The 22,561-nt window shown below is 71.0% G+C and carries 25 protein-coding genes; 6 read left to right on the top strand and 19 right to left on the bottom strand.

The window, feature by feature from the left end; all coding sequences use genetic code 11:
- Window positions 1-15: 15 nt before the first annotated feature.
- The 3 genes from EJC77_RS07415 to EJC77_RS07405 all read right to left on the bottom strand — a co-directional run bounded on the left by EJC77_RS07415 (window position 16) and on the right by EJC77_RS07405 (window position 2,289).
- A complete protein-coding gene (locus tag EJC77_RS07415; protein ID WP_338069467.1) occupies window positions 16-735 on the bottom strand; it encodes a regulatory protein RecX in 720 nt (239 codons plus the stop codon).
- 24 nt (window positions 736-759) lie between these two features.
- Window positions 760-1,812 (bottom strand): recombinase RecA, encoded by a 1,053-nt coding sequence (recA, locus tag EJC77_RS07410; protein WP_125611166.1) that lies wholly within the window; start codon window positions 1,810-1,812, stop codon window positions 760-762.
- Between the two features lie 255 nt (window positions 1,813-2,067).
- A complete protein-coding gene (locus tag EJC77_RS07405) occupies window positions 2,068-2,289 on the bottom strand; it encodes a DUF3046 domain-containing protein (RefSeq protein ID WP_125611164.1) in 222 nt (73 codons plus the stop codon).
- A 51-nt stretch (window positions 2,290-2,340) separates the two neighbouring features.
- Here EJC77_RS07405 and EJC77_RS07400 point away from each other — a divergent pair, with 51 nt between their 5' ends.
- A complete protein-coding gene (locus EJC77_RS07400; RefSeq protein WP_125611162.1) occupies window positions 2,341-2,829 on the top strand; it encodes a MarR family winged helix-turn-helix transcriptional regulator in 489 nt (162 codons plus the stop codon).
- A gap of 155 nt (window positions 2,830-2,984) precedes the next feature.
- Here EJC77_RS07400 and EJC77_RS07395 read toward each other — a convergent pair whose 3' ends face one another.
- From EJC77_RS07395 to dapA, 6 genes are all read right to left on the bottom strand, one after another.
- Entirely contained in the window at window positions 2,985-3,389 is a 405-nt protein-coding gene (locus EJC77_RS07395) for a helix-turn-helix domain-containing protein (RefSeq protein ID WP_125611160.1), read from the bottom strand.
- A 175-nt stretch (window positions 3,390-3,564) separates the two neighbouring features.
- The gene (locus EJC77_RS07390) at window positions 3,565-4,062 is read right to left on the bottom strand and encodes a CinA family protein (protein WP_125611158.1); all 498 of its coding nucleotides are present in this window, start codon (window positions 4,060-4,062) and stop codon (window positions 3,565-3,567) included.
- Complete coding sequence (pgsA, locus tag EJC77_RS07385; protein WP_276309051.1) at window positions 4,059-4,661, bottom strand: CDP-diacylglycerol--glycerol-3-phosphate 3-phosphatidyltransferase; 603 nt, start codon at window positions 4,659-4,661, stop codon at window positions 4,059-4,061. The genes EJC77_RS07390 and pgsA overlap by 4 nt, the downstream gene beginning before the upstream one ends.
- A 32-nt stretch (window positions 4,662-4,693) precedes the next feature.
- Complete coding sequence (locus tag EJC77_RS07380; RefSeq protein WP_125611155.1) at window positions 4,694-7,582, bottom strand: FtsK/SpoIIIE family DNA translocase; 2,889 nt, start codon at window positions 7,580-7,582, stop codon at window positions 4,694-4,696.
- Between the two features lie 158 nt (window positions 7,583-7,740).
- Window positions 7,741-9,432 carry a ribonuclease J gene (locus tag EJC77_RS07375; RefSeq protein WP_125611153.1) on the bottom strand — a complete coding sequence of 564 codons (1,692 nt, stop codon included), beginning with the start codon at window positions 9,430-9,432 and terminating at the stop codon, window positions 7,741-7,743.
- Window positions 9,433-9,434: 2 nt separating this feature from the next.
- Window positions 9,435-10,340, bottom strand: coding sequence for a 4-hydroxy-tetrahydrodipicolinate synthase (dapA, locus tag EJC77_RS07370; protein WP_125611151.1), 906 nt, complete (start codon window positions 10,338-10,340; stop codon window positions 9,435-9,437).
- A gap of 83 nt (window positions 10,341-10,423) precedes the next feature.
- On the opposite strand from dapA, the gene EJC77_RS07365 reads away from it, so the two are divergent.
- On the top strand, window positions 10,424-11,242 hold the full coding sequence (locus EJC77_RS07365; RefSeq protein WP_125611149.1) for an SGNH/GDSL hydrolase family protein: 819 nt from the start codon (window positions 10,424-10,426) through the stop codon (window positions 11,240-11,242).
- 18 nt (window positions 11,243-11,260) lie between these two features.
- On the opposite strand, the gene EJC77_RS07360 is transcribed toward EJC77_RS07365, so the two are convergent.
- The 8 genes from EJC77_RS07360 to EJC77_RS07325 are packed head-to-tail and all read right to left on the bottom strand — an operon-like array spanning window position 11,261 to window position 17,713.
- Window positions 11,261-12,070: an alpha/beta fold hydrolase gene (locus tag EJC77_RS07360; RefSeq protein ID WP_125611147.1), complete on the bottom strand. Its 810-nt coding sequence runs from the start codon at window positions 12,068-12,070 to the stop codon at window positions 11,261-11,263.
- A 6-nt stretch (window positions 12,071-12,076) separates the two neighbouring features.
- Window positions 12,077-12,496: a hypothetical protein gene (locus EJC77_RS07355; RefSeq protein WP_240629903.1), complete on the bottom strand. Its 420-nt coding sequence runs from the start codon at window positions 12,494-12,496 to the stop codon at window positions 12,077-12,079.
- A gap of 58 nt (window positions 12,497-12,554) precedes the next feature.
- A complete protein-coding gene (gene dapB / locus EJC77_RS07350) occupies window positions 12,555-13,313 on the bottom strand; it encodes a 4-hydroxy-tetrahydrodipicolinate reductase (protein ID WP_125611143.1) in 759 nt (252 codons plus the stop codon).
- A gap of 19 nt (window positions 13,314-13,332) precedes the next feature.
- Entirely contained in the window at window positions 13,333-13,815 is a 483-nt protein-coding gene (locus tag EJC77_RS07345; RefSeq protein ID WP_125611141.1) for a molybdenum cofactor biosynthesis protein MoaE, read from the bottom strand.
- Window positions 13,805-14,305 (bottom strand): MogA/MoaB family molybdenum cofactor biosynthesis protein, encoded by a 501-nt coding sequence (locus tag EJC77_RS07340; RefSeq protein ID WP_125611139.1) that lies wholly within the window; start codon window positions 14,303-14,305, stop codon window positions 13,805-13,807. Before EJC77_RS07340 ends, EJC77_RS07345 begins: the two co-directional genes overlap by 11 nt.
- Window positions 14,302-14,802 carry a cyclic pyranopterin monophosphate synthase MoaC gene (gene moaC / locus EJC77_RS07335; protein WP_125611137.1) on the bottom strand — a complete coding sequence of 167 codons (501 nt, stop codon included), beginning with the start codon at window positions 14,800-14,802 and terminating at the stop codon, window positions 14,302-14,304. The genes EJC77_RS07340 and moaC overlap by 4 nt, the downstream gene beginning before the upstream one ends.
- Entirely contained in the window at window positions 14,790-16,106 is a 1,317-nt protein-coding gene (locus tag EJC77_RS07330) for a molybdopterin molybdotransferase MoeA (protein ID WP_125611135.1), read from the bottom strand. Before EJC77_RS07330 ends, moaC begins: the two co-directional genes overlap by 13 nt.
- Before the next feature lie 44 nt (window positions 16,107-16,150).
- Window positions 16,151-17,713, bottom strand: coding sequence for a molybdopterin-dependent oxidoreductase (locus EJC77_RS07325; RefSeq protein ID WP_125611133.1), 1,563 nt, complete (start codon window positions 17,711-17,713; stop codon window positions 16,151-16,153).
- Between the two features lie 71 nt (window positions 17,714-17,784).
- Between EJC77_RS07325 and moaA the strand changes: the two genes are divergently transcribed.
- A complete protein-coding gene (moaA, locus tag EJC77_RS07320) occupies window positions 17,785-18,876 on the top strand; it encodes a GTP 3',8-cyclase MoaA (protein ID WP_125611131.1) in 1,092 nt (363 codons plus the stop codon).
- Between the two features lie 2 nt (window positions 18,877-18,878).
- Window positions 18,879-19,166, top strand: a complete 288-nt coding sequence (locus tag EJC77_RS07315; RefSeq protein ID WP_125611129.1) for a MoaD/ThiS family protein — start codon at window positions 18,879-18,881, stop codon at window positions 19,164-19,166.
- Between the two features lie 429 nt (window positions 19,167-19,595).
- Here EJC77_RS07315 and EJC77_RS20320 read toward each other — a convergent pair whose 3' ends face one another.
- Window positions 19,596-19,916 carry a helix-turn-helix domain-containing protein gene (locus EJC77_RS20320; RefSeq protein WP_164520342.1) on the bottom strand — a complete coding sequence of 107 codons (321 nt, stop codon included), beginning with the start codon at window positions 19,914-19,916 and terminating at the stop codon, window positions 19,596-19,598.
- 251 nt (window positions 19,917-20,167) lie between these two features.
- Here EJC77_RS20320 and EJC77_RS20315 point away from each other — a divergent pair, with 251 nt between their 5' ends.
- Together EJC77_RS20315 and EJC77_RS07305 are read left to right on the top strand one after the other, a co-directional pair.
- Complete coding sequence (locus EJC77_RS20315) at window positions 20,168-20,713, top strand: hypothetical protein (protein WP_164520341.1); 546 nt, start codon at window positions 20,168-20,170, stop codon at window positions 20,711-20,713.
- Between the two features lie 50 nt (window positions 20,714-20,763).
- Window positions 20,764-21,045 carry a hypothetical protein gene (locus tag EJC77_RS07305; protein ID WP_125611124.1) on the top strand — a complete coding sequence of 94 codons (282 nt, stop codon included), beginning with the start codon at window positions 20,764-20,766 and terminating at the stop codon, window positions 21,043-21,045.
- Window positions 21,046-21,205: 160 nt separating this feature from the next.
- On the opposite strand, the gene EJC77_RS07300 is transcribed toward EJC77_RS07305, so the two are convergent.
- Entirely contained in the window at window positions 21,206-22,558 is a 1,353-nt protein-coding gene (locus tag EJC77_RS07300; protein WP_125611122.1) for a M16 family metallopeptidase, read from the bottom strand.
- Between the last annotated feature and the right edge of the window lie 3 nt (window positions 22,559-22,561).

The following is a 22,561-nucleotide window of genomic DNA, read 5'->3' as shown; positions in this document are numbered from 1 at the left end:
GACCAGCCTAGCGGGTCACGGCGGCGAATTGCGGGATTGGTCGATCACGCGCGACACGACCGCGTACGCGGCGGACGGGTTGTAGCCCTTCCGGGCGAGCATGGCGACCCAGCGGCGCGTGTACTTGTCGCGTTCGGCCCGGTCGTCGAGGTTGATCGAGCCGGTGATCTTGCGGCGCACCAATTGCTCGGCCGCCTCATGCTCGTCGTCGTCGTCGACCTGGGCCAGCGCCTGCTCGATCAGTTCCGGGTCGATGCCCTTCTGCGCCAGCTCGCGCCGCAGCGCGCCACGGGCCAGCTTGCGGTTTTGCTGCCGGCTGCGCACCCAGAGGTCGGCGAATTCGGCATCGTTGACGAGGCCGATTTCCTCAAACCGGTCGAGGACGGCCCCGGCGACCCCGGCCGGGACCAGGCGCTGGGCCAGCTTGTCGGCCAGCTGATTGCGGCTCCGGGGCGCCGCGGTCAGCTGGCGCAGGACGATGGCGCGGGCCACGGCGTACGGGTCGGCGTCGCGGTCCGGTTCACGGTCCTGCGGCCGGCCGGGCACGCCGGGACGCCGCCGGCCGGCGATGGCGCCGGTTTCAGTGTCGGTATCGGGTTCGGCATCCGGATCGGGGCCGCCGTCGTCGTCCGGGACGCCCTCATCCGATCCGAACACACCGGTACCCGCACCCCACCGGGCGCCCCAGTCCTTGGACGGGTCGCCCGACGGGGTGTGCGCGTCGTCGTGCTCCACGGCCACCGTGCCTCGAGAAGACGGCTAGAAGCCGTCGACGGCCTTGAGCTTCGGCGCGTCCTCCTGGGCCGGCGGGGCCTGCACGCCGACGCCGAGCTTCTGCTTGATCTGGCGCTCCAGCTCGTCGGCCAGCTCCGGGTTGTCGCGCAGGAACCGGCGGGAGTTCTCCATGCCCTGCCCCAGCTGGTCGCCGTCGTAGGTGAACCAGGAGCCGGACTTGCGGATGATGCCGTGCTCAACACCCATGTCGATGATGCCGCCCTCGCGGGAGATGCCCTGGCCGTAGATGATGTCGAATTCGGCGACCTTGAACGGCGGGGCCATCTTGTTCTTCACGATCTTCGCCTTGGTGCGGTTGCCGACCGCGTCGGAGCCTTCCTTCAGCGTCTGGATGCGGCGCACGTCGATGCGGACCGAGGCGTAGAACTTCAGCGCCTTGCCCCCGGTGGTGGTTTCCGGGCTGCCGAAGAACACGCCGATCTTTTCACGCAACTGGTTGATGAAGATGGCGGTCGTCTTCGTCTGGCTCAAGCGGCCGGTGATCTTGCGCAGCGCCTGGCTCATCAGCCGGGCCTGCAGGCCGACGTGGCTGTCGCCCATTTCGCCCTCGATCTCGGCCCTGGGCACGAGGGCCGCAACCGAGTCGATCACGACTATGTCGATCGAGCCGGAGCCGACGAGCATGTCCATGATCTCCAGCGCCTGCTCACCGGTGTCCGGCTGCGACACGAGCAGCGAGTCGACATCCACACCCAGCTTGGCCGCGTACTCGGGGTCGAGGGCGTGTTCGGCGTCGATGAACGCGGCGATGCCGCCGTTCTTCTGCGCGTTGGCCACGGCGTGCAACGCCACCGTGGTTTTGCCCGAGGATTCCGGGCCGTAGATCTCCACGATGCGCCCGCGCGGCAGGCCGCCGATGCCCAGCGCGACGTCCAACGCGATGGATCCGGTCGGGATGGTTTCGATGGGCGCGCGGACGTCGTCCCCGAGGCGCATGATCGAGCCCTTGCCGAATTGCTTGTCGATCTGGGCCAATGCGGCTTCGAGCGCCTTTTCACGGTCTGACGATGCGGCCATGATTCACCTCTTGTCTTTCCTTGGTCTGTGGCAGTGTGCGGGACCCCGCCACCTGTCTTTTCCGTCACTTGAAACGGTAGTTCGTGCCACCGACAAAGTCTGCCGGCCGCCGCGGCCCTGTGGAGAAGTGGCCCGCGGAGAACTCCCTGCAACGAACGGTTCTGCCCCTATTTTACGGCCGGCGCCAGAAAAATTCGAATCTTTGTTCGGCGTGTCCGTCATCGCATGCCGCCGCTTGTCCCGACACCTTGCGGCCTAACCCCTGGGGGCCACGTCCCGGCCGAGTCGTCGCGATTGCGGCACGTCCTGGACCTCGCAAACCTCGAGCCAGACCTCGCGGGGATCGTAGCCGGCGCGCAGGGCCGCCTCGGCCGTGTGTCCTCCGACGCCGCGCAGCACGAGTTCACGGGCCAGGACATGGGCGTACCCGGACCCGAACTCGTCGTCCATCAACCGCCAGAAGTCACTTACCCGCACGGTTCCAGTCTCTCACGGCCGGGCCCGTGCGCGGCATCCTAGAATGGAGGCATGAGCCGCCCCTCCCCGTCCCCGGACGCTCCGGACGCCGTCGAGAATCTGGAGATCGAGCTGAGCCTGTTGTGGCGTCGTGCGAGGGCCATCAACTATGCGCTGGCCCGCAGCATTCATCCCGAACTGGAGCCCGCGGCCTACGGGCTGATGACGGTCCTGCGCAGCCAGGGCGGCGTGCGGCTGACGGAGTTGGCGGCAAGCATCGGGGTCGGAAAGCCGTCGGTGAGCCGGCAGGTGGCGTTCCTGGTGTCCATCGGGCTCGTCCGGAAACAGGACGATCCCGCCGACGGGCGGGCCCAGCTCATCGAGTTGACCACGACCGGCCGGGACCGCATGGAGGCCATCCACCTGGGTCGGCGTGAGGCGTTCCGGAACATGCTGGCGCATTGGGACGACGCCGACGTGGGCACGTTGGCGTCGCTGATCGCCAAGCTCAATGACGACTATGCGGACGACTTCTCCCGCCCGCGACGCCAGCCCGGTTAACGGCGGTCGAGCCTGTCGAAACCCGGAAATATGGATCTCGACAAGCTCGATCAGCGCTGTTGGAAAGCCCGATCAGCGCTGTTGGAAAGCCCGATCAGCGCTGTTGGAAAGCCCGATCAGCGCTGTTGGAAGGCTCGATCGGCGCTGCTGGACTGCTAGAAGGCGTTGGACATGAGGTCCTTGCCAAGTTCGTCGGAAAGCTCCTGCGGAACGGTGTCGGGGATGGTCACGCCCTCGGCGAGGGCCACCCGGTCGCTGACCTCGCGGAGCATGTGCGACAACGGAACATCGAGGGCCGAGCAGATCGAGGAGAGCAGCTCCGAGGAGGCTTCCTTCTGGCCGCGTTCGACTTCGCTCAAATACCCCAGGGAGACGCGTGCATTGTGGGAGACCTCGCGAAGGGTACGACCCTGGCGCTGGCGCACGTCACGCAGAACATCCCCAATCTCATGGCGCAATACCACCATCTTGTGCTCCTTCTGCTCGTGCTTCGTCTCATGTGCCAAACCCACATCCCGCCAGCGGACCACGCCGTTTACGGTTACGGGCTGCTTCACCATCGGTATCGCCTTACTCCTTGTGCTCGACTATTGGGTATCAATTGCTGAATCGACTCGCCGGTTGGTTCCCGTCGGCGGGTGCCGACGGGCCGCGCCCGCGCTGGCCCACACATTCTGGTCTTCCCCATGATAGGCGGATCCGGCGGCGCTGCGTTCACTATGAGTAACTATCGGGTCACAAATTTTGTTCCCGGGCAGCGGCGACCACCTGGGCCAGCAATGCGAGGGCCTCGTCGACGGCCTGGCTGCGGATGGCGGCCCGGTCCCCGGTGAAGTGGTACTCGTAGGCCTGCACGGCCCCGTCGAACGCGACGCCGATGAACACATCCCCCACCGCCTTGCCCTGGTGCGGTTCCGGCCCGGCGACGCCGGTGGTCGACAGTCCCACCCGGGCGCCGGCGACGCGGCACGCGCCCTGGGCCATCTGGCAGGCGACGGTGGCGTCAACGGCGCCATTGGTGGCCAGCCGTGCGGCGTCCACGCCGAGGACCCGTTCCTTGACGGCGTTCTGGTACGCGATGACCCCGCCCTGCAGCATGCCCGAGGCGCCGGGCACGTCGACCAGGGTCGCGGCCAGCTGGCCGCCGGTCAGCGACTCGGCCGTGGCCACGGACAGCCCGGCCGCCGCGGCATCGCGCACGACGGCGGCAAGGTCGGTCTGCGCGGCGCTCACGGTCGGCCCTGTTCCCCGGCCCGGCCGGCGGCGCGCAGCCGCCCGGCGGCGATGACGTAGTCGACGCCGGTGATGACCGTGACGGCGAAGGCGGCGGCCATCACGATGCCGGCCACAACGGCCAGCCACGTCACGGCCGGCGTCCATGGCAGCAGGTACAGGATGATGGCGGCCGTCTGCAGGACCGTCTTGAGCTTGCCGCCCCTGGAGGCGGCCATGACCCCGTAGCGGATGACGACGAAGCGCAGCACCGTGATGCCGATCTCCCGCACCATGATGACGATGGTGACCCACCACCACAGCTCGCCGACCGCCGAGAGCAGGACCAGCGCCGAGCCGATGAGCAGCTTGTCGGCGATGGGGTCGGCGATCTTGCCGAAGCTGGTGATGAGCCCGCGCGCCCGGGCGATGTCGCCGTCGAGCTTGTCCGTGTAGATGGCGGCCAGGAACACCAGGACCGCGGCCCACCGCCACCATCCGTGGGCGCCGCCGTCCACGACGAAGAACCAGATGAAGAACGGCACCATGACGATGCGCAGCATGGTCAGCGCATTCGGCAGGTTCCACAAGGACGGCTGGGTGGGGGCGGCTTCACTCACTATGCAAGGCTAGCGGGTCCGGGCACGGCGCGTCAGCGCCCGGTCAGGCTCCAGGCGTCCTCGCCGTCGCCGTCGTCATCGGAACCGTCCGCGCCATCGAAATAGTCCACGGCCTGCGGGCGATTCCCGAGGTCGTCGGCGACGAGGTCAGTAACAAGGTCGGTGCCGTGATCGTCGGCGCCGTAGCCGTGGTTGGCGTTCGCGTTCTCCGCCAGCGCCGCCGCCAGCGGGTCGCCGCCCGCCGCGCCGCCGTCGGACGACCCGTCGCCGCGGATGGCGGCCAGCGTGGCGGCGAGGTCGTCCGGCTTGACCAGCACGTCGCGGGCCTTGGACCCCTCGGACGGGCCGACGACGCCACGCGATTCGAGCAGGTCCATGAGCCGGCCGGCCTTGGCGAAGCCGACGCGCAGCTTGCGCTGGAGCATCGACGTGGAACCGAACTGGGTCGTGACCACCAGCTCGGTGGCCTGCAGCAGCAGGTCGAGGTCGTCGCCGATGTCGTCGTCGATCTGCTTCTTCGGCGCCTCCGCGGCCACGTCGTCACGGTAGGTGACCTGCAACTGGCCCTTGACATGCTCGACGACCTGGTGGATCTCGGCCTCGGTGACCCAGGCCCCCTGGACGCGCATCGGCTTGGACTTGCCCATGGGCAAGAACAGCGCATCGCCCTGGCCGAGCAGCTTCTCGGCGCCGGGCTGGTCGAGCACCACGCGCGAGTCCGTGACGGAGGATGTGGCGAACGCCATGCGGGAGGGCACGTTGGCCTTGATCAGGCCGGTCACCACGTCCACGGACGGGCGCTGGGTGGCCAGCACCAGGTGGATGCCGGCCGCGCGGGCCAGCTGGGTGATGCGCACGATCGAGTCCTCGACGTCGCGCGGGGCGACCATCATCAGGTCGGCGAGCTCGTCCACGATCACCAGCAGGTACGGGTAGGGCTTGATGACGCGCTTCGAGTCGACCGGCGGATGGACCTTGCCGGCGCGCACCGCCTTGTTGAACTCGTCGACGTGCTTGAAGCCGAAGTTCGCCAGGTCGTCGTACCGGGTGTCCATCTCACGGACCACCCACTGCAGCGCCTCCGCCGCCTTCTTCGGGTTCGTGATGATGGGCGTGATCAGGTGCGGCACGCCCTCGTACGCGGTCAGTTCCACGCGCTTCGGGTCAACCATGACCATGCGCACCTCGTCCGGCGTGGCGCGCATCAGGATGGAGGTGATCATGGAGTTCACGAACGACGACTTGCCCGCGCCGGTGGCGCCGGCCACGAGCAGGTGCGGCATCTTGGCCAGGTTGGCGACGACGAACCCGCCCTCGACGTCCTTGCCGACGCCCATGACCATGGGGTGGTCGGTGCGCCGGGCGTTCGCGGAGCGGAGCACGTCGCCCAGGGCCACGATCTCCTTGTCCGCGTTGGGGATCTCGATGCCGATGGCGCTCTTGCCGGGGATGGGCGAGAGGATGCGCACGTCGGAGGAGGCGACCGCGTAGGAGATGTTCTTGCTCAGCGCCGTCACCCGCTCGACCTTCGTGCCGGGCGAGAGCTCGATCTCATACCGGGTGACGGTCGGCCCGCGGCTGAAGCCGGTGACGGTCGCGTCGACGTTGAACTGGGTCAGCGTGTCGGTCAGCGCGGCGACGACGGAGTCGTTGGCCTCGGTGGCGTCCTTCGACGGCGGCCCGGCGGGCAGGAACTCCGACGACGGCAGCGTGTACGCCACGTCGCCGGCCAGTTGGAGCTGCTCGGTTCGTTGCGGGATGGGCGGCAGGTCCCGCGGTGCCGGCATGGCCTGTGTGGCGGCGGGATCGACGACGGCGATGGCCTCCGTCACCGCCCCCGCATAGCCTCCCTGCGCGCCGGTCGAGGTGGGCAGGCCCTGCGCGGCCTTGATCTTGTCGGCGGCCAGTTCGTCGCGCGTCGGGCGGCGCACGCCCGGCGGCAGCGACGGCGCGGCCGGCCGGCGCGCACCGGCGTCGTCCGAGCCATGCCCGGCATCGCCGGCGTGCTCGACGAGCGCGTTGTCGAAGGGCAGGTCGATGCCGTACTCGTCGACGTCGGGCTCAACGGCCCCGGCGTCCTTCTTCCGGCCGAGCCGGCCGCGGCCCTTCCGCGGCTTCGCCGGTGTTGCATTCGCCAGGGCCGTGTCGTCCCGGTCGTAGAGGTAGCTTTGGTCGTGCCCGTCGGCGGGCGCTTCGGGGTGCGGGCCGGCGCCGACCAGGTTGGCGTAGAGGGCGCGCAGCCGGTCGGGGATGTGCCGCACCGGCGTGGCGGTGAGCACCAGCAGGCTCAGGAACGCCAGCAACGCGTAGACCAGGACGGCCAGCCAGGGGCTGGCTGCCGCGACCAGGCCGCCGGCGAGCAGGCCGACCATGCCGCCGGCGTGGCGGACGCCGTCGAAGCCGCGGTCCATGGTGGGCAGTCCGGCCGCGACCTGCGCCAACGCGCAGGCGGCGACCGTGAGCAGGGCGAACCCGATGGCGACACGGTTGTTGCCGCGCACGTTCGCGGGTTGGCGGAAGACGCGGACGGCGAAGATGAGCAGCATGGGCGGCAGCAGCACGGCGACCCAGCCGAACGTGCCCTGGAAGACCCCGTGCACGGCGTCGGCGGCCGGCCCGGCCAGCCCCCACCATTCAAACGTGGCGATCAGGACGGCCAGGAGCAGGAACATCAGCCCGCTGCCGTCACGCCGGTCCTCGGTGGGCAGGGCGCTGACGTCGGCCCCCATGCGGCGCACGCCGCCGCCCACCAGATGCCCGAGCCCCTGCCACGCGGCCGCCAGCATGCGCAGGGGCCAGATGAGCGGCTCGGGTTCGGGTTGTTTCCCGCGGGTCGTCGCCTTGCCGGTCCCGGGCGTGCCGGAGCCGCCGCCCTTCGTTCGGCCGGCCGACCCACGAGACGGGGAAGTTCGTGTCGCCATGCCCCCAGCTTAGCCGGGAGGCACCGCAAACCCCGGGATTTCGCGGTGGTCGAGCCTGGGCCCACGGCCGCGAGGGTCCCCTGCCGAGCTTGCGAGGCTGGGGAGCGGCTGGGGAGCGAGACCGGGATTTCGACAGGCTCAATCACCGACGGTGAAGGCTACGCCTCGAGGACCACCGGGATGATCATGGGGCGGCGGCGGAGCTTGCGGTTGACCCAGGTGCCGACCGTGCGGCGCACCACCTGCTGCAGCTGGTGCGTCGTGTGCTCCTTGCTGGAGGTGACGGTGTCCTCGAGGGCCTTGGCGATCCTGGGCTTGATGTCGTCGAACACCGAGTCGTCCTCGGCGACGCCGCGGGCGTGGATCTCGGGACCGGAGAGGATCTTGCCGGTGTCCTTGTTGACGACCGTGATGATGGAGATGAAGCCCTCATCACCGAGGATGCGGCGGTCCTTGAGGTCGTCGTCGGTGATTTCGCCGATGCTGGAGCCGTCCACGTAGACGAAACCGCATTCGACCTTGCCGACGATGCGGGCCACGCCCTTGGCCAGGTCGACGACGGAGCCGTCGTCGGTGAGCAGCACGTTCGCCGCGGGGACGCCGGACGCCTGGGCGATCTTGCCGTTGGCGATCAGGTGGCGTGTTTCACCATGCACCGGCATGGCGTTGCGCGGGGTGAGGATGTTGTAGCAGTACAGCAGTTCGCCGGCGGCCGCGTGGCCCGAGACGTGCACCTTGGCGGTGCCCTTGTGGACGACGTCGGCGCCAAGCTTGAGCAGGCCGTTGATGACGCGGAACACGGCGTTCTCGTTGCCCGGGATGAGCGAGGAGGCCAGGATGACGGTGTCGCCGACGCCGACCTGGATCTTGTGGTCGCCGTTGGCCATCCGGGACAGCGCCGCCATGGGCTCGCCCTGCGAACCGGTGGACATGAGCACGACCTTTTGGTCGGGCAGGTTTTCCACGTTCTTCAGGTCGACCAGGACACCCTGCGGCACGTCGAGGTAGCCCAGCTTCGCGGCGATCTGCATGTTGCGGACCATGGAGCGCCCCACGAACGCGACCTTGCGCTTGTGTGCCGCGGCGGCGTTGAGGACCTGCTGGACCCGGTGCACGTGCGACGAGAAGCTGGCCACGATGATGCGTTTCTCGGCCTGGGCGAACAGCCTGTCCAGGGTGGGGCCGATCTCCGCCTCGGCCGTGGTGAAGCCAGGCACGTCGGCGTTGGTGGAGTCAGCCATGAACAGGTCGACGCCTTCATCGGCCAGGCGCGCAAAGTGGCGCAGGTCGGTGATGCGCCCGTCCAGGGGCAGCTGGTCCATCTTGAAGTCGCCGGTGTGCAGCACGGTGCCGCCGTCGGTGCGCAGGAACACGGCCAGCGCGTCCGGGATGGAGTGGTTGACGGCGACGAATTCGCATTCGAACGGCCCGAACCGCTCGACCTGGCCCTCCTTGACGGTGAGCGACCACGGCTTGATGCGGTGTTCGGCCAGTTTCGCCTCGACCAGGGCCAGGGTCAGCTGGGAGCCGATCAGCGGGATGTCCTGCTTGAGGCGCAGCAGGTACGGCACGGCGCCGATGTGGTCCTCGTGCCCGTGCGTGAGCACGACGCCGACGACGTCATCCAGCCGGTCCCTGAGGTAGGAGAAGTCCGGCAGGATCAGGTCGACGCCGGGCTGGTCCTCTTCCGGGAACAGCACGCCGCAGTCGACGATGAGCAGTTTGCCGTCGATTTCGAACACGGTCATGTTGCGGCCGATTTCACCGATGCCGCCGAGAGGCACGATCCGCAGGGTGCCCTTGGGCAGTTTCGGTGGGGTGCGCAGTCCGGGTTCGGTCATTTGGGTCATGTTTACAATTCCATTCCAGCTTCCGCAAGGTCAGCTTTGATGATGGCGATCTCGGCTTCCTCGGGTTCCACGAGGGGAAGCCGGACCACCGAGTTGGACAGGATTCCCTGCCACTTGAGAACTTGTTTGGCCGCCACGGCGCCCTGGACGCGCGTCATGACGGCGCGGATCACCGGATCCAGCTCGAAGTGGATGCGCCGGGCCGTGGCGAAGTCGCCGGCCGCGGCCGCGTCGACGAGTGCCCGGAACGCCTTCGTGGCGACGTGGGCGGTGACGCTGACCAGGCCGACGGCGCCGGCGGCCATCAGCGGCAGCGTCAGCCCGTCGTCGCCCGAGTACACGTCGAGGTCGGTGTTCGCCAGCACGCGCGTGGTGGCGCCGAAGTCGGCCTTGGCGTCCTTGAGCGCCAGGATGCGCGGATGGTCGGCGAGCCGGATGATGGTCTCGGTCTCGATCGGCACGCCGGCGCGGCCGGGGATGTCGTAGAGCATGATGGGCAGCTCGGTGGCATCGGCGATGGCGGTGAAGTGTGCGTGGATGCCGGCCTGGCTGGGCTTGTTGTAGTAGGGCGTGACGAGCAGCAGCCCGTCGACGCCGAGCTCCTGGGCACGCCGGGACAGGTTGACGGAGTGGCGGGTGTCGTTCGTGCCGGTGCCGGCGATGACCTTGGCCCGGCCGCCCACCGCGTCGAGGACGGCCCGGAACATGCCGAGGTTCTCCTCGTCGGTCAGGGTGGACGTCTCCCCCGTGGTGCCCGTGACGACGAGTCCGTCGCATCCGTCGGCGACCAGCTTGTCGGCCAGCTTTGCCGCCTGGTCGTAGTCGACCTCACCGTCGGCGGTGAAGGGGGTGACCATGGCCGGGACCAGGGTGCCGAACGTACGGGCGGGAAGGAGCGACTCAGGCATAGGTAGAACGTTACCTGCTCGGGCACGCATTCGTTCAACGCGGGGCATCCCCCAGCGAGCATGCCGGGCCTATACTACGGTTCATGGAGCGTTCGGCACTGCGCCGCGCCGCCGTCGTAGCCGGCGTGGCCGCTGGAGGCGTCGTGGCCATCGTGGGCGGCGCCGCTGCCCTGTTCGTCGCCGAGGGCCGGGTCGCGGCCCGGGCAATAGGCGCGCCGCTGGGCGATGTGGCCCCGGACGCCGACGGCGTGTACAACCCGGAGCGCGGCGACCCCATCCGGTTGCTGATGGTGGGCGATTCGTTGGCGGCCAGCCTGGGCGCGGCGACGGCGTCCGAGACCGTGGGGGCGCTCCTGGCCCGGGGCCTGTCCCAACACACGAATCGTGCCGTGGAACTGCGGACCGTCGCCGTGGTCGGCGCGGAGACGACCCATGTTCCCGGACAGCTCGACACGCTGCCGCTGGACTACGCGGCGGACATCGCCGTCGTGGTGGTGGGCGGCAACGACATCATCCAACGCGTGCCCGTCGCCGCGTCGGCACGGACCCTTCAGGGCGTGCTGCAGCGGCTGCGGGCATCCCATTGCGAGGTGGTGGTGGGCACCTGCCCGGACTTCGACACGGTCCGGCCGCTGCCCGTGCCGTTGCGGGAGGTCGGCGGGCAGCTGTCGCGCCGCCTGGCCGAGGCCCAGCACCGTGCCGCCGTCGCGGCCGGGGCACGTCCCGTCAGCCTCGGCAAGCTGCTCCACCAGCCGTTCTGGGACAATCCGGCGGTGATGTTCGCCATCGACGGATTCCATCCGTCCAGCATGGGCTACGAGCGGGCGTCGGCGGCGCTGCTGCCCGCCGTGCTTGACGCCTTCGACTTCGGCGGTGTGTTCGACACCGCCGCGGACGACTGAGGGCGCCGGTTTTCGGGGTCAGGCCCCGGCCAGGAACGGCAGCACCTCGGCCAGGACCGGGCCGGGCGGAAACAGCGTCGTGCCGTGGTCGCGGCCCGGCAGCCCAACGAACCGGGAACCCGGGATCAGTTCCGCGGCGTGGCGCGAATCCGCCCAGCGGGCGCGGTCCGCCGTGCCGGCCATGAGCAGCGTCGGCACGGCGATGGCGGCAATCTCCGGCTCGGGCACGGCCGGGTCCGCCTCAGTCGCCCGGAAGTAGGCCCGCAACGCGGGCGCATCGTTGGCCAGGAACGCGGCGCGCGTGGCCGGGTCCAGCCGGTGGCCGGACTGCCGCTCCCACCCCTCGACGAAGGCGGGCATGCCGCCGGCGCCGAGGGCGTCGTCGTACCCGGTGAAGAACAGCCGGCCGATGCTGCCGGGGGCGATCTTGTAGGTGCCTCCCAGGGATGTGAACGAGCGCAGCCGCCACGGGGCGTCGACGGCCAGCCCGAACCCAAGCCGGGCCCCGAGCGAGTAGCCCAGGTAATGCACGGAGCCGGCGCCGGCCGCGTCGAGCACGGCCAGGATGTCGGCGGCCATGGTCGGCGCGGTGTACGCGTCCTGGGTGGCGGGCTTGCCGCTGCGGCCGTGCCCGCGCAGGTCGACCGTGATGACCCGGCGGCCCTCCCGCAGCACCTTCACATAGCCGAGGCCGCGCCAGATCGCCTTGGACAGGCCGCTGCCATGGACCAGCAGGACGGGTGTGGCGTCCGGGTCCCCGGAGGTGGCGTCGAAGATGTCGTAGGCGAGTTCGACGCCGTCGTCCGGGTTGTGGGCGAAATGGGGCATGGAACCTCAGCCCCGGGCCGGCTTGCCGGGGCGGACCGCGTCACGGCGGAACAGCGCGATGGCGTCGCGCATGGCCCGGCGCGCCCGCGTCCGGTCGCCCGAGGCGTCGTAGGCGCAGGAGAGCCGGAACCAGGACCGCCAGTCGTCCGGCGCGGCCTCCGCCGCCAGCTTGTATTTCTCGAATTCGGCGTCGGCCGCGGCACGCACGATCCGCCCGCCCGGGGTGCGGGGCAGCTCGTCCACGGGCAGCCCGCCCTCGGCGTCGAGGATCCGGGCCATCCGCTCCGTCCGGGCGCCGAACGTGACCTCGCGGACCAGCGCCCAGGCCACCACGAACGGGATGACCAGGTAGGCGGCGCCCAGCGCCTTGGCGACCGGGTTCGGATCGGCCATGAGCACAACGGAACGCTGCCACATGACGACCATGTAGAACACGAGCAGGAGGCAGATCAGGCCCACCCAGATCTTCGTCTTCACGTCAGTGCTAGCCTTCCAGGTCCAGGTACCCGTCCAGGCCCACGGTCAGCCCGGGCCGGCCGGCGACCGTGCGCACGCCCAGCAGCACGCCGGGCATGAACGATTCCCGGGTGAACGAATCGTGCCGGATGGTCAGCTGTTCGCCCTCGCTGCCGAACAGGACCTCCTGGTGTGCGACGAGCCCGGACAGCCGGACGCTGTGCACGGGCACGCCGTCGACGGCGGCCCCCCGCGCCCCCTCGAGCGCCGTCGTGGTCGCGTCCGGGGCCGCCGGCACGCCGGCCGCCCGGCGCGCGGCGGCGACCAGCTGCGCGGTCCGCAGGGCCGTGCCCGACGGCGCGTCGACCTTGCGCGGGTGGTGCAGTTCGATGATCTCCACGGAGTCGAAGTACTTGGCGGCCTTCGCCGCGAACCGGGTGGCCAGCACGGACCCGAGCGCGAAGTTCGGCGCGATCAGCACGCCCGTGCCCGGGTGCTGGGCCAGCAGCAGCTCCAGGTTGGCCAGCCGCTCCGCGTCCCAGCCGGTGGTGCCCACGACGGCGTGGATGCCGTGCTCGACGGCGTAGCCCACGTTGGTCTCGGTGGCGTCGGGCACCGACAGGTCGACGACGACGTCCGCGCCGGCCGCCACGATGTCATCGAGCGAATCGCCGCGGCCCAGGGCGGCGACGAGGTCCAGGTCCGGCGCCGCCTCGATGGCCGCGACCGCGGCGGAACCCATTCGACCATGGGCGCCGAGCACGGCCACCTTCAACAATTCGCTCATGCCCCAATCTTAAGGGGTGTCAGGCGCCCGCCCCGACCCATTCGACGCTGCCGTCGGAGAAGAACTGCTGTTTCCAGATCGGCACCTCGGCCTTGATCCGGTCCACGAGCGCCGCACACACCTCGAACGCCTGCTGCCGGTGCGCGGCCGACACGGCGCACACCAGTGCCGGCTCGCCGATCTCCAGCAGGCCGATCCGGTGCGCCGCCCAGATCCGCACATGCCCCTCCCCCGACGGCCCGGCATCCGCGCCGGGCGCCCCGGCACCGGCCCGCGCCCGGGCCACCAGGGAGGCGACGACGTCGTTCATCACGGCGTGCGCACTGGGGTGCGCGCTGTAACCCAACCGCGTGACGGCCTTGCCGCCGTCGTGGTTGCGGACCACGCCGCTGAAACTGACGACGGCGCCGGCCGTGTCGGATTCGACCGCCGCGATGGCCGCGTCGACGGAGATCGGCTCCCCGCTGAGCTCCGCGTACAGGATGTCAAAGTCAGTGGTCATGATGTCCCTCCAATTGCGCGCACAGGTGTCCGATGAGCGGGTCCAGCACGGCCAGCCCGTCCATGACGCCGGCCGGCGAACCGGGCAGGTTCACGATGAGCGTCTGCCCCGCCGTGCCGGCGTGGCCGCGGCTGAGCACGGCCAGCGGCGTCTTGGCGGCCCCGGCGGCGCGTATGGCCTCCATGATGCCGGGGACCTGGCGGTCCAGCAACGGCAGCGTCATCTCGGGTGTCCGGTCCGTGGGGCTCAGCCCGGTGCCGCCGCTGGTGAGCACGACGGCGGGCCGTTGCGTCAGCAGCGCCCGCAGCGCCGCGCCGACCGGCTCCCCGTCGGGCACCACCATGGCGGGAAAGGGGTCGAAGCCGTGCTCGACGAGCCAGTCGGTGATGACGGGACCCGTCCGGTCCTCGTACGCCCCGGCGGCGGCCCGCGTGGAGGCGATCACGACGCCTGCCGTGCGCTGTTCCGTGCCCGGTTCGCAGCCGCTCATGCGTCCACGCTCCAGTCGCCGCTCTTGCCGCCGCTCTTGGCCAGCACCCGGATGCCGGAGATGACGGCGTGCTTGTCCACCGCCTTGATCATGTCGTACACGCTCAACGCCGCGACGCTGGCGGCCGTGAGCGCCTCCATCTCCACGCCGGTCACCCCGCGCGTCTTCACCGTGGCCAGGATCGTGACCGTGTCGGCGCCCAGCTCGAAGTCGACCGTGACCTTGGCCAGGGGCAGCGGGTGGCACAGCGGCACGAGTTCGGGCGTTTTCTTGGCGGCCATGATGCCGGCCACGCGGGCCACGGCCAGGGCGTCGCCCTTGGGCAGGCCGCCGGCGCCGAGCAGCGCCAGCACCTCGGCGGTGCTGTGCACGGTGGCCGTGGCCGTGGCCTGTCGGGTGGTCTCGGGCTTGGCGGAGACGTCGACCATGTGGGCGCTGCCGTCCGCGCGCAGGTGCGTCAGCGCGGCACCGTCATCGGGGGAATTCACAACAACCATACTTCCACCTTTGCCCCGGTCGGCAGCGCCGTCACGCCGGGCGGGATGTGGATGAGCGCGTTGGCCGCGGCCAGCGCGCCGACCAGGTGCGACGACGGACCGCCCACCTCGCGCACCAGCGCGCGGGACTCGTAGCCGGGACCCTCGTAGACGCCGCGGCGCACTTGGTGCTTGCCGGCCGGCGATGTCAACGGCCCGGCCAGTGCCGCCGAGACGACGTGCCGTGGTGCCGGGGCGCCCGTGAGCGCGGCCAGGGCCGGGCGCAGGAACAGTTCGAACGATACGAACCCGCTGACCGGGTTGCCGGGGAAGCCGAGGAATGGCACGCCGCGGTAGGTGCCCAGCGCCTGCGGCCCGCCCGGCTGGAGGGCCACCGGGATGAAGTCGACGTCGAAGTCGCCCAGCGCCTGTTTGACGACCTCGAAGGCGCCGGCGCTGATGCCGCCCGTTGACACGACCAGGTCGAAGCCGGGGTCCCGGTGGGCGGTGAGGAGTTCGTCCAGGGCGGCGAGCAGGGCCGCCGGCCGGTCCGGCACGACGGGCGCGAGCACCACGTCCACGCCGGCCTGCACCAGGGCGGCCCGCAGCAGCGCGGAGTTCGAGTCATAGATCTTGCCGGCGGGCAGGCCGTTGGCCGCGGCGGGGTCACCGGGTAGCAGCACCTCGTCGCCGGTGGTCACGAGCAGGGCGCGGATGCGGCGGCGCACGGTCAGCGCGGCGAATCCGAGCGCCGAGGCCAGGCCGATGTGTGCGGCGTTCAGGGGGGTGCCGGCCGCAATGGCCACGGCTCCCCGGCGCAGGTCGCTGCCGGCGTGGCGCACGAAGGTCCCCGGCTTGACGTGGGGCAGGTGCACGGTGTCGCCGGCGGCCGGGAAGCGTGCGGGCACGGCGTCCTCGACGGGGACGACGGCGTCGGCGCCGTCGGGCATCATGGCACCGGTCATGATCGGCGCGGCGAATCCGGGCTGCAGGGCTGGGGGGACGGTGCCGGCGGCGATGGTGCCGGCGACGGTGAACGCCATGCCAGGGGTTGATTTTGCAGAATCAACCGTTTTCGGATGACTTCCGTGCCGGCCGTCGGCTCGGCCGCCGGCCCTGCTGTCCGCGGCCCTGATGGCAAAGCCGTCCATCTGCGAATTCGCGAAGGGCGGCAGGTCGATGGGGGCGGCCAGGTCCGCCGCCAACACCCTGCCCAGCGCCTCGCGCAGCGGTACCCGGGTGCCGGCGTCGTCCGCCAACCCCGCCCACGCGGCCGCCAGCGTCGCCTGCACGGCCGCGCGGTGCTCGGCCACCGTTCTGCGCATCAATACCCTCCTGCCGTCCCCGAACACTCCGGACACGGCCCAGCCTACCCGGCGGTGAACCCGATCTGGGGGTAGCCGGTGGCGCCGTCGGGTGCCGGTGGCGCGATGGCCGACGTCTGCACGACGCCGGCGCCGTTGCGGGCGCGCGCCCGCACCCGGTGGCTGCCCGGCCCGGCCGTCACGACGGCCCGCCACTGCACCCACGTGTCGACGTTGATCGCGGCGGCCGGCTCGGCGTCCTGCCAGGGCCCGTCGTCCAGTTGCACCTGGACGCCGGAGATCCCGGCGCCGGGGTCCCAGGCGACGCCGGCCACCGTGACCCGTCCGGATGGCACGTGCGACCCGTCGCGGGGAACGTCGATCCGGGAGGCGGTTTTGATGGGCCCCAGCGCGCTCCAGCCGCGCGGCACCCAGTAGCCCTGGTCGGCCGCGAACGTGGTCACCTTCAATGCCGTGACCCACTTCGTGGCGGAGACGTAACCGTACAGGCCGGGCACGATGAGCCGGGCCGGGAAGCCGTGCTCCAGCGGCAGCGGCGCCCCGTTCATGCCGACGGCGATGATCGCCTCCCGCGCATCGGTCAGGGTCTGCAGCGGCGTGCCGGCCGTGAACCCGTCGGTGCTCGTGGACAGCACCATGTCGGCGCCCGGCCGGACGCCGGCCTCGGCGAGCAGTTCGCGCACCGGCCAGCCGAGCCAGCGGGCGTTGCCGACCAGGTTCCCGCCCACGTTGTTGGAGACGCACGCGATGGTCGTGTAGTGCTCCACGAGCGGTTTGGCCAGCAGCTGCGCGAAGTCCAGTTCCACGGTCCGCTCCACCATGCCGGTGACGGTCAGCTTCCAGGTGGACGAGTCGACGGCGGGCACGAGAAGCGCGGTGTCGATGCGGTAGAAGTCGCCGGCCGCCGTGACCAGCGGCGTGAGGCCCGCGACATCCAGTGAGGCGGCGGCGGGCAGCGGTGGGGCGGGGACCGCCGGCCGGGGCAGGCGCACCTTGGCGCGCAGCCCACTGACGACGACGGCGGCGTTGCGGAACGCCGTCGACGCCCCGGCCGCGACCACCGCCACGACGGCGCCCACGGCCATGGCCTGCAGGAAGCCGCGGCGCGAGGTGCCCGTTGGCGCGCCGGCCCCCCGGCGGGCGCGCAGGTACCGTCCGGCGACCCAGGCGAGCATGGCGGCCGCCACCAGCCCGGCGACCACGGGGGCGAAGAACGCGGCCGTGCTGACGTCGGCGCGCGTGGCCACGGCGAGAATGCCGGCGGCCGCGAACACGGCGATGCCGGCCAGGCCGAGGCCCCGGCGCCACCGCTCCAGCAACCCGATCAGGGCGGCCGCGCCGGCCATGACGACGATCAGCGAGACGATGAATACGGCCTTGTCGGCGGTGCCGAACCAGCTCACGGCCCATTCCTTCACGCCGCCGGGCATGGCGTCGATGACGGCCTGGCCGACGGCCGTCACCGGGGACAGCAGGGGGCTGGCGAGGGCGGCGACGAACTCGCCGGCGGCCACGCCGACTCCCGTGCAGACAAGCCCGGCCAGGGCCCATCGGCGGCGGTCCGCGACGGCGGCCGGCCGGGCCGCCCGGCTCTCTTGTTCGTTCATGATGGGCACAGGTTACGCCTGTTTCTTGGGGGTGCACCCAGCGTTCGCGGTCCGTGGCGTAGCGTGGAGGGATGGAACGCGTTAGCACGGCCCTGGGCATGCCCACGGTGCTGCCCCCTGGCCGGCCCGTCGGTGCGCGGCCGGACGGCCTGGCCGACCAGTTCGGCCGGCGCGCCACCGACCTGCGGCTGTCCCTGACGGACAAGTGCAACCTGCGCTGCAGCTATTGCATGCCGGCCGACGGGCTGGCGTGGCTCAAGCGGGAGCGGCTGCTGAGCGCCGATGAGATCGCCCGGCTGGTGCGCATCGGCGTGGACGAGCTGGGCGTGCGGGAATTGCGGCTGACCGGCGGCGAGCCGCTGGTGCGTGCCGACCTTGTGGACATCGTCGCCCGGCTGCGCGCCGCCCACCCGGACCTGCCCATCTCCCTGACCACTAACGGCGTGGGCCTGGCCGGCAAGGCGAAGGCGCTGGCGGAAGCCGGCCTGACACGCCTGAACGTGTCCATGGACACGCTGCACCCCGGCACGTTCGCCGAGCTGACCCGCCGGCCGTTCCTGGACCAGGTGCTGGCCGGCATCGAGGCCGCCGATGCCGCCGGATTGCGGCCCCTGAAGATCAACGCCGTGCTCATGCGCGGCGTCAACGACGCCCACGCGGCGGAACTCCTCGGCTGGTGCCTGGACCGCGGCCACGAGCTGCGGTTCATCGAGCAGATGCCGCTGGACGCCGATCACGGCTGGACGCGCGACGGCATGGTCACGGCCGCCGAGACCCGTGCCCTGCTGGGTTCCGACTTCGCCCTGTCGGCGGATCCGCGGGAACGGGACGGCGCCCCGGCCGAGCGCTTCGAGGTGCGCCGGCACGGGTCGCCGGTGCTGCTGGGCACGGTGGGCATCATCGCGTCCGTGACGGAACCGTTTTGCGCCGACTGCCGCCGCACCCGGATCACGGCCGAGGGCAAGGTCATGAGCTGCCTGTTCTCCCGCACCGAGGTGGACCTGCTGGGCCTGTTGCGGTCGGGGGCCGCCGACTCCGACGTGGCCGCGCGCTGGCGGGCCGCCATGTGGGCCAAGCCGAAGGCCCACGGCATGGGCCACCCGGGCCTGGGTGACGCCGACTTCGTCCAGCCCGACCGCAGCATGAGCGCCATCGGAGGATAAAAGTGCGCGTACGATTCTTTGCCGCCGCCGCGGCGTCCACGGGCGTCGAGGAGCAGCTCATCGAACCGCCCGGGGGCGTGTTCACGCTGGCCGACCTGACGGCACTGCTGGTGCGGGCGTTCCCCGAATCGGCGTCCCCGTCGGCCCCGCCGCTGGCACAACTGCTGGAACGCTGCAGCCTGCTGCTCAACGAGGTGGCCGCCCGTGACGGCGGCGTCGAGCTGGGACCGGACGACGTCGTCGACGTTCTCCCGCCGTTCGCCGGCGGCTNCCATTGCGTGCCGAGGTAGCGCCAAGCCGCCGACGGGGTGGGTATATGTTCCGCTACTTCGACGTGATGACGCTACCTCAGCGTAATTGCCCTTTGATTTCGACAAGCTCGACCACCGATCCACCCGGTGATTGAGCCCGCCGCCCGGTGATTGAGCCCGCCGCCCGGTGATTGAGCCCGTCGAAATCCCGGTCAGTCGTGGTTGCCGGCGATGTGTGCGGCCACGTGCGCCGCGTCCCGGTCGACCCCCGCGCGGGTGAGCCGGCAGCTGGTGGCCAGGCCTGCCTGTTGTCCGGCACCGATGACGACGGTGTCGACGTCGGCGTGGCCAGGTCCGGCCGTCGGGGTTGCGTCCGCGTCGTGTCCATGCCTGCACCTCTCCCCGACCTTCCCTCCCCGGCCCGATCGTCACACGTCACGCCTGCAGCGTGGGCGCCAGACATGTCCACTAGGCCCCACCGAGGGCCCGGGCCAGGAGTTCTTCCCGCGAGTGGACGCCCGTCTTGGCGTAGATGGCCTTGAAGTGGTCCTGGAGGGTGTTGCCGGTGATGCCCAGTCGGCCGGCCAGCGCGGATCCTGCGACACCGGCGGCCAGCAGCGTCGCGATCTCGCGTTCGCGTGCCGTGAGCGCGTGGCTGCGGGCAAAGACACCGAGGCGGGCCGCAGCGTGGCACTCCTGGATGGTGACCGCGATCGTGGCCGCACCACCGCCCGGGTCCAGGCGGGCCGCCCGCAACGACCCCCAGCGGCGCCCGGACCGCCGCGGCATGGCGGTCCACGCCCGTCTCCCGGGCCAACAACTGGGCGGCGACATTGAGCACCTCCGCCGGGACCGCATCATGCGGGGCCGGTGGCGGCCGCAGCAACGCCAGCCACTCGCCCGCCCCGGCACTGGCGCCGATGACATCCAGTGCGTCGTCCAGCAGGAGGACGGCGGGGGCCGGCGGTTCGGCGCCGGACCACGGCCCGCCATCGGCCACCGGCGTGAAACCACGGGCGCGGGACGCGCGAAGGGCGGCCGTGAGCGGCAGCGTGGCCGCACCCAGCAGCCGCACGTCGTCAGCGGTGAACGCCGGACCGCCCACCCGCCACAGGTCCAGCCAACCCCAGCACCCGTTGGCGTCGGCGAAGCAGGCCGACGCGGCGTCGCTGACCCCATACCCGCCAAGCACCGACGTCCACAGGCTGGAGGCGGCCGGACGGTCGCCGGTGGCCAGCAGGAGCGATTGGGCGGCGCCGGCTCCCAGGACCGTCCACCGGTTGACCGGGCACAGGTACTTGGCCCGGATGAGTCGGGCCACATCGGCCGGATCCGGGGGCGCGGCGTGGGCGGCCAGCCCCGTCCAGCTGCCGGGGTCGGCCAGCGGCCAGGCGTGGAAGTCGAACCCGATCACCGGGCGCAGCAGTGCCAGCGCCTCCACTCGCAGCGTGACGTCGTCGGGCCTCGCGCCGGCCAGGGCCGCGAGCCGTTCGAGCAGGCGCGTGCGCGCCCATGAACCGGCCATGGGACCAGTATGGCGTCCATCCCCGCCACCGGGGATGGGCGCGGGCCAGGCGGGTGAGTAGCGTCCAGATATGCGGACCGGACCGGTCCGCCGGGACATTGGAGGATCGTCATGTACACCTTGCGCATCGAACACCCGGTTCGCGACCTTGCCCGCTGGCGGGGCGCCTTCGATTCCGACCCACTCGACCGGATCGGATCGGGTGTGCTGGCCGTCCGGTTGTGGACACCCGCCAACGGCGGTCCCGCCGTGGCGATCGACCTGGACTTCGCCGAGCTGGGCCGCGCCGAGGCGTTCGAGGCGCGCCTGCGCGCCGACGTCTGGCCGGGCGCCGCCGCGGCCGGGGTGCTCACCGCGGCGCCGACGACTGGGATCTACACCTCCCTGCCCTGAGTGGAGCCCGCGCGCCCGGTGATTGAGCCCGTCGCCCGGTGATTGAGCCCGTCGAAATCCCGGGTCTCGACAAGCTCGACCACCGGTGATTGAGCCCGTCGAAATCCCCGGGTCTCGACAAGCTCGACCACCGACTGGCCCAAGCTCGACCACCGACGGACTAGAGGCCGAAGGTTTCCGCTTCGTCGAAGGGGCCGACGACGGTCACGGTGCGTGGCGCGGCGGCCAACTCCCGGGCCAGTTCGCACACCTGCCCGGCCGTGACGGAGCGGATGCGGGAGAGGGTCTCGTCGATGTCGAGGAATTCCCCGGAGACCAGTTCGGCCCGGCCCAGCCGGGACATGCGCGAACCCGTGTCCTCCAGCGCCAGGACGACGCCGCCGGACAGTTGCCCGACGGCCTTGGCCAGTTCCACGTCCGTAATGCCGTCGGCGGCCAGTTTCTCCAGCTCGGCCGTGAGCAGGCCGATGACCTGGGCCGTCTTCGCCGGGGCACAGCCGGCGTACATGCCGAAATAGCCGGCATCGGCGTACGAGGCTGCGAACGAGTACGTCGAGTAGACGAGCCCGCGCTTCTCGCGGATCTCCTGGAACAGGCGCGAGGACATGCCCGCGCCGAGCACGGAGTTGAGCACGCTCATCACGAACCGGCGGTCGTCGGTGGCGTTGATGGCCGGGCAGCCGACGATCACGTTCGCCTGCTCGACCTGGCGGAAGTGCACCTCCAGCCCGGGACGCCCGGTGATCTGCGCGGCCGCGGAGGCGCGCCGTGCCACGGGTTGGGCGTCTGCGTCGAGGCTCCACCCGGACGCCTGCAGGGCGTCGGAGACGAGCCGGCACACGGTGTCGTGGTCCAGTCCGCCGGCCGCCGTGATGACGAGCGTCTCGGGCCGGTAGTGGCGGCGGTAGTGTTCCCAGACGGAGCCGCGTGCCACGGCCCTGATGGCCTCGGGGGTTCCGCCGATCGGGCGGCCGAGCGGGTGCTCCCCCATCACGGCCGCAACAAACTTTTCATGGGCGACGTCGGTCGGGTCGTCGCCGTCCATGGCGATTTCCTCGAGGATGACGTCGCGTTCCTGCTCGAGTTCGTCCGGGTCGAGGACGGCGGAGGTGACCATGTCGGCGATCACGTCGATCGCCATGGGCAGGTCCGTGTCCAGCACGCGGGCGTAGTAGCAGGTGCTTTCCTTGGCGGTGGCCGCATTCGACTCGCCGCCCACCTCGTCGAACGCGGAGGCGATCTGCAGCGCCGTGCGGCGGCTGGTCCCCTTGAACAGCAGGTGTTCGAGGAAATGGGTTGAGCCGTGTTGGCCCCCGGCCTCATCCCGGGAGCCAACACCAACCCAGAACCCGATTGCCGCGCTCCGCTGTCCGGGCATGGACTCGGTGAGGACCCGCACGCCCCCGGGCAGGACGGAACGGCGCACGACGGCGCCGCCCGCCCCGCCCGAGATCACGGCCGCACCGGATTCGGTCAGGCCGGCGGAGCTCAGCGGCAATAGGGTGACTGCCATGGA

The sequence above is a fragment of the Specibacter cremeus genome (assembly GCF_003946885.1).
Taxonomy (GTDB): domain Bacteria; phylum Actinomycetota; class Actinomycetes; order Actinomycetales; family Micrococcaceae; genus Specibacter; species Specibacter cremeus.
Note: the sequence above shows the minus strand (reverse complement) of the source record. Positions and strands in the feature narration are given on the sequence as shown.

What these genes read in the sequence shown, in the direction of transcription:
- EJC77_RS07340 (WP_125611139.1), bottom strand. Translation starts at nt 14,305, where the DNA reads ATGAGCGGCTGCGAACCGGGCACGGAACAGCGCACGGCAGGCGTCGTG.
- EJC77_RS20320 (WP_164520342.1), bottom strand. Translation starts at nt 19,916, where the DNA reads ATGCCGCGGCGGTCCGGGCGCCGCTGGGGGTCGTTGCGGGCGGCCCGC.
- dapA (WP_125611151.1), bottom strand. Translation starts at nt 10,340, where the DNA reads ATGCCTGAGTCGCTCCTTCCCGCCCGTACGTTCGGCACCCTGGTCCCG.
- EJC77_RS07330 (WP_125611135.1), bottom strand. Translation starts at nt 16,106, where the DNA reads ATGCGCAGAACGGTGGCCGAGCACCGCGCGGCCGTGCAGGCGACGCTG.
- EJC77_RS07375 (WP_125611153.1), bottom strand. Translation starts at nt 9,432, where the DNA reads ATGACCCAAATGACCGAACCCGGACTGCGCACCCCACCGAAACTGCCC.
- EJC77_RS07400 (WP_125611162.1), top strand. Translation starts at nt 2,341, where the DNA reads ATGAGCCGCCCCTCCCCGTCCCCGGACGCTCCGGACGCCGTCGAGAAT.
- moaC (WP_125611137.1), bottom strand. Translation starts at nt 14,802, where the DNA reads ATGGTTGTTGTGAATTCCCCCGATGACGGTGCCGCGCTGACGCACCTG.
- EJC77_RS07360 (WP_125611147.1), bottom strand. Translation starts at nt 12,070, where the DNA reads ATGCCCCATTTCGCCCACAACCCGGACGACGGCGTCGAACTCGCCTAC.
- EJC77_RS07300 (WP_125611122.1), bottom strand. Translation starts at nt 22,558, where the DNA reads ATGGCAGTCACCCTATTGCCGCTGAGCTCCGCCGGCCTGACCGAATCC.
- EJC77_RS07380 (WP_125611155.1), bottom strand. Translation starts at nt 7,582, where the DNA reads ATGGCGACACGAACTTCCCCGTCTCGTGGGTCGGCCGGCCGAACGAAG.
- EJC77_RS07355 (WP_240629903.1), bottom strand. Translation starts at nt 12,496, where the DNA reads ATGGTCGTCATGTGGCAGCGTTCCGTTGTGCTCATGGCCGATCCGAAC.
- EJC77_RS07325 (WP_125611133.1), bottom strand. Translation starts at nt 17,713, where the DNA reads ATGAACGAACAAGAGAGCCGGGCGGCCCGGCCGGCCGCCGTCGCGGAC.
- EJC77_RS07345 (WP_125611141.1), bottom strand. Translation starts at nt 13,815, where the DNA reads ATGACCACTGACTTTGACATCCTGTACGCGGAGCTCAGCGGGGAGCCG.
- dapB (WP_125611143.1), bottom strand. Translation starts at nt 13,313, where the DNA reads ATGAGCGAATTGTTGAAGGTGGCCGTGCTCGGCGCCCATGGTCGAATG.
- recA (WP_125611166.1), bottom strand. Translation starts at nt 1,812, where the DNA reads ATGGCCGCATCGTCAGACCGTGAAAAGGCGCTCGAAGCCGCATTGGCC.
- EJC77_RS07305 (WP_125611124.1), top strand. Translation starts at nt 20,764, where the DNA reads ATGTACACCTTGCGCATCGAACACCCGGTTCGCGACCTTGCCCGCTGG.
- EJC77_RS07395 (WP_125611160.1), bottom strand. Translation starts at nt 3,389, where the DNA reads ATGGTGAAGCAGCCCGTAACCGTAAACGGCGTGGTCCGCTGGCGGGAT.
- EJC77_RS07365 (WP_125611149.1), top strand. Translation starts at nt 10,424, where the DNA reads ATGGAGCGTTCGGCACTGCGCCGCGCCGCCGTCGTAGCCGGCGTGGCC.
- moaA (WP_125611131.1), top strand. Translation starts at nt 17,785, where the DNA reads ATGGAACGCGTTAGCACGGCCCTGGGCATGCCCACGGTGCTGCCCCCT.